At 46.2% G+C, this 3,717-nt stretch carries 4 protein-coding genes; all 4 read right to left on the bottom strand.

Features of this window, described 5'->3' with window-relative positions; translation table 11 throughout:
• Positions 1-124: 124 nt before the first annotated feature.
• The 4 genes from pheA to CU633_RS22155 all read right to left on the bottom strand — a co-directional run bounded on the left by pheA (position 125) and on the right by CU633_RS22155 (position 3,477).
• Positions 125-994 (bottom strand): prephenate dehydratase, encoded by an 870-nt coding sequence (pheA, locus tag CU633_RS22170; protein WP_101662714.1) that lies wholly within the window; start codon positions 992-994, stop codon positions 125-127.
• 87 nt (positions 995-1,081) lie between these two features.
• Entirely contained in the window at positions 1,082-1,537 is a 456-nt protein-coding gene (locus tag CU633_RS22165; protein WP_101662713.1) for an ACT domain-containing protein, read from the bottom strand.
• Between the two features lie 39 nt (positions 1,538-1,576).
• A complete protein-coding gene (gene obgE / locus CU633_RS22160) occupies positions 1,577-2,869 on the bottom strand; it encodes a GTPase ObgE (RefSeq protein WP_101662712.1) in 1,293 nt (430 codons plus the stop codon).
• A 14-nt stretch (positions 2,870-2,883) separates the two neighbouring features.
• Entirely contained in the window at positions 2,884-3,477 is a 594-nt protein-coding gene (locus CU633_RS22155) for a sporulation initiation phosphotransferase B (RefSeq protein ID WP_101662711.1), read from the bottom strand.
• Positions 3,478-3,717: the final 240 nt, after the last annotated feature.

The following is a 3,717-nucleotide window of genomic DNA, read 5'->3' as shown; positions in this document are numbered from 1 at the left end:
CCGAAGCGACTCGAGGGGCTAGGCGCTGGAGCTGGACATCGAAACGCCCAACTATATTTAGAAACGTTTATACTTTCCTATAGCTAGAAAGAGGATCCTGCCCGGATCCTTTTTTATATTTCTTCTATTTAGTTTGCTGTTTTGCTTCAAGATGAAATGAAGGGTAGCTTCCAAGAAGCTTTACATTGCAGCCAAGTGCCTCAAGCTCCTGGATCACGCCGGGAATCAGTACGTCATCCATCTTCATCTCTACATCAATAATGAAAAAATAATTACCAAGCCCGGTTTTCATCGGCCGTGATTCAATTTTGGACAAATCAAGCTTTCTCCAGGCAAAGGCAGATAAAACCTGGTGCAGCGCCCCCGGATGGTTTGACGGGAGAGTCACCATAATTGATGTTTTATCTCCTTTATATAGAGATTTCGGCCATCCTGGAGCAACAGGCGATATTGATAGAATAATAAAGCGGGTATGATTATCCGCAAAATCATGGATATTTTCTTTTACAATCTCAAGTCCGTATTCCTTTGCGGCAAGCTCATTGCCAATCGCCGCAGCATTTATTTCAGGATGTTCCTGTATGTATTGGGCTGCTGCTGCTGTCGAGGTTGTATTTTGACAGCGCACACCCCGCAATTCACTATGCAAAAACTTATGGCATTGGGCAATAGCATGAGAATGGCTGTAAACACATTCCAGTTGTTTCCACGACTTGCTGTTAACGGGATGTACCATTAAATGCTGGCGAATTGGAGCAGTAATCTCCCCGATAATCGGCAGGCGGGCTTCATGGATTAAATAGTCGAGCGTAATATTTACAGAGCCTTCCAGCGTATTCTCCATCGGAACAACCGCGAAATCGACATTCCCTTCCAACACGGCATCCATACATTCAGGAATCGTCAGGAATGGAACAGATTCTTCGCCTCCAAACACCGCTTGTACAGCTAACTCTGTAAAGGTTGCCCGCGGTCCTAAAAAACCAATTTTCACGATAATTCCTCCTTGTATATTGAGAGCAGGCGCCTTCGTTTTATAAAAAATAGCCGAAACCAGACGTTAAGGGCGAACAAATTGCCCTTAAGCACCTGATCCCAGCACTTCGACTTTTTCAACAAATTCGAGCCGCCGCAAGTTTATCAGCAGCTCATCCATATCGATCTCCATTTCCGTTGTATTTAAGGAGAGGGTAACATTTGCTCTTCCTTGCAGCGGAATCGTCTGATGGATCGTCAGGACATTACAGCCGGACGAAGCTACAACACCAAGCAGCTGCGACAACGTTCCAGAACGATCTTCCAGGTGGAAAAACAGCGTAATCAGCCGTTCCTTCACAATCGTATGGAAAGGGAAAACGGTGTCTCTGTACTTATAAAAAGCGCTTCGGCTCAAGTCGACCTTATGAACCGCATCCCACACCGATTCTGCTTTCCCCCGTTCGATCATTTCCTTTGCCTCAAGCGTTTTTTTCATTGCCTCGGGAAGAACGTCTTCGCGAACCAAATAAAATTTTTTATCGAATTTATCCTGTCTCATTTCCCCACCCCATTAAGTCAAAAACGGTACATCGCAACTCTATTCGATAAACTCGAATTCGTAATCCATTAATCTTACCGTATCGCCGTCCACAGCTCCTTTTTTACGGAGCGCTTCATCGATACCCATGCCACGCAGCTGCCGTGCAAAGCGGCGGACAGATTCATCTCTTGAAAAATCGGTCATTTTGAACAAACGTTCCAATTTTTCGCCTGATAAAACAAAACTGCCGTCCGGGTCACGAGTGATCATAAATTCCTGTTGTTCCGCTTCGTGCTTATACATGACACGGTGGACATCCTTATCCGCTTCTTCTTCCTCAAGAAGCGGGAATTCCGGTGTCTCCTCGAGCTTATCGGCAATGGCAAACAGTAAATCCCTCAGCCCCTGGCGGGTGATCGCAGAAATCGCAAAAACCGGAAAGCCATCTTTAAGTTTAGCTTTAAATTCCTTTAAGTTTTCCTCGGCATTCGGCATATCCATTTTATTCGCGACAATAATTTGCGGCCTTTCGGTCAGCCTTAGATTATATTCCTTTAACTCATTGTTAATCGTCAGATAATCCTCATATGGATCGCGGCCTTCACTGGCAGCCATGTCAATGACATGCACAATAACCCGGGTCCTTTCGATATGCCGCAAAAATTGATGGCCGAGGCCAACACCGGAGTGGGCCCCTTCGATCAGTCCCGGCAGATCGGCTAATACAAAGCTGCGGCCATCCTCTGTTTCAACCATGCCGAGGTTCGGGACAATCGTCGTGAAATGGTACTCGGCAATTTTCGGCCGGGCCGACGAAACGACGGAAAGAAGCGTTGATTTTCCGACGCTCGGAAAGCCGACAAGCCCTACATCTGCAAGCAATTTGAGCTCCAATATTATGTTGCGTTCCTGGCCTGGTTCCCCATTTTCCGAAAGTTCCGGAGCGGGATTGGATGGTGTCGCAAAACGGCTGTTTCCCCTGCCGCCCCTGCCGCCTTTGGCGATGACAGCCCTCTGCCCATGCTCGGTTAAGTCGGCGATCACTTCACCCGTTTGTTCATCCGTTACGATCGTTCCTGGCGGTACCTTTACCACCATATCCTTAGCGTTTTTACCATGCTGGTTTTTCGACATGCCATGCTCACCGCGCGGAGCTTTAAAATGGCGCTGGTATCGAAAATCCATCAACGTTCTTAAACCTTCTTCGACTTCAAAAACAACATCGGCCCCTTTTCCGCCGTCGCCTCCGGCAGGGCCCCCTTTCGGCACATATTTTTCCCGGCGGAAAGCAACCATTCCATTGCCGCCATCTCCGCCTTTTACGTATATTTTCACTTGATCGACAAACATGTTATTCCTCCCGTCTACAGTCGTGTATCCTCACTTTTCCCAAGACGGGAATCGCTCCTGCCTGCCATTCCCTGGCCCGATGGCACGAAAACTTCAAGTGCGAGTTCCTGTTCAGAGAATTCCTGGATTTTTAACGACACAGCTTGCTCATTAGCCTCCAGAAAACATTCCAGCTGCTGTTTATTTGTTATTATTCCGCTAAAATCGAAAAAGAAACGAATCCCTTTTTTTCCGGGTTCAATCGTGACCGATAAATGATTTTCCCGGAAAACTTCTATTGATGCATTCAAACATGAAAAAAAAGACCTTGTCCAGCTTGAAATGAGCCCGTCATTCCCCGGAGATGGTTCTTGCTCATTTACCACTTCATATTCGAGCTGAAAGGAATGGTTTTCCCAATTATATGTAAGAAGCAATGAGGCCAGCTCCGGCATTTTTAAATTCGAAAGCTTTGCTTCATTCTGCGCCTCTACGACAATTTCATCAATGATCTCTTTTGCCCGCTCCATTTTGTTTAACGCGATATTTCCTTTTATCAGTTGCAATTTATTTAGCCAATCATGCCGGGCGTGCCTGAGCACCTCGACAGTATTCCAATCTTTTCTCATACTTCGACTCCTCAAGTTATTCAATCTTCGAAGGCTGCTTGCTGATAGTATATCAAAAAAGACTGGAATCGTAAGCAAATTTAAGGGCAAAAATGAAAATTCTAGAAAAGCGCATGCTGTTAAATCGATATTTCCCCTTACTTTGAAAACACTCATTCATTGATTTCCCCAGCTAAGTAAGAAAAGCGCAAGCGCCTTGGTCAGCCCCGACAAGCGCTGGCCGACTAAGAGCGCCACGTC

The sequence above is a fragment of the Bacillus sp. V3-13 genome (assembly GCF_002860165.1).
Taxonomy (GTDB): domain Bacteria; phylum Bacillota; class Bacilli; order Bacillales; family Cytobacillaceae; genus Bacillus_BJ.
This window is presented reverse-complemented; position numbering and strand designations above follow the sequence as displayed.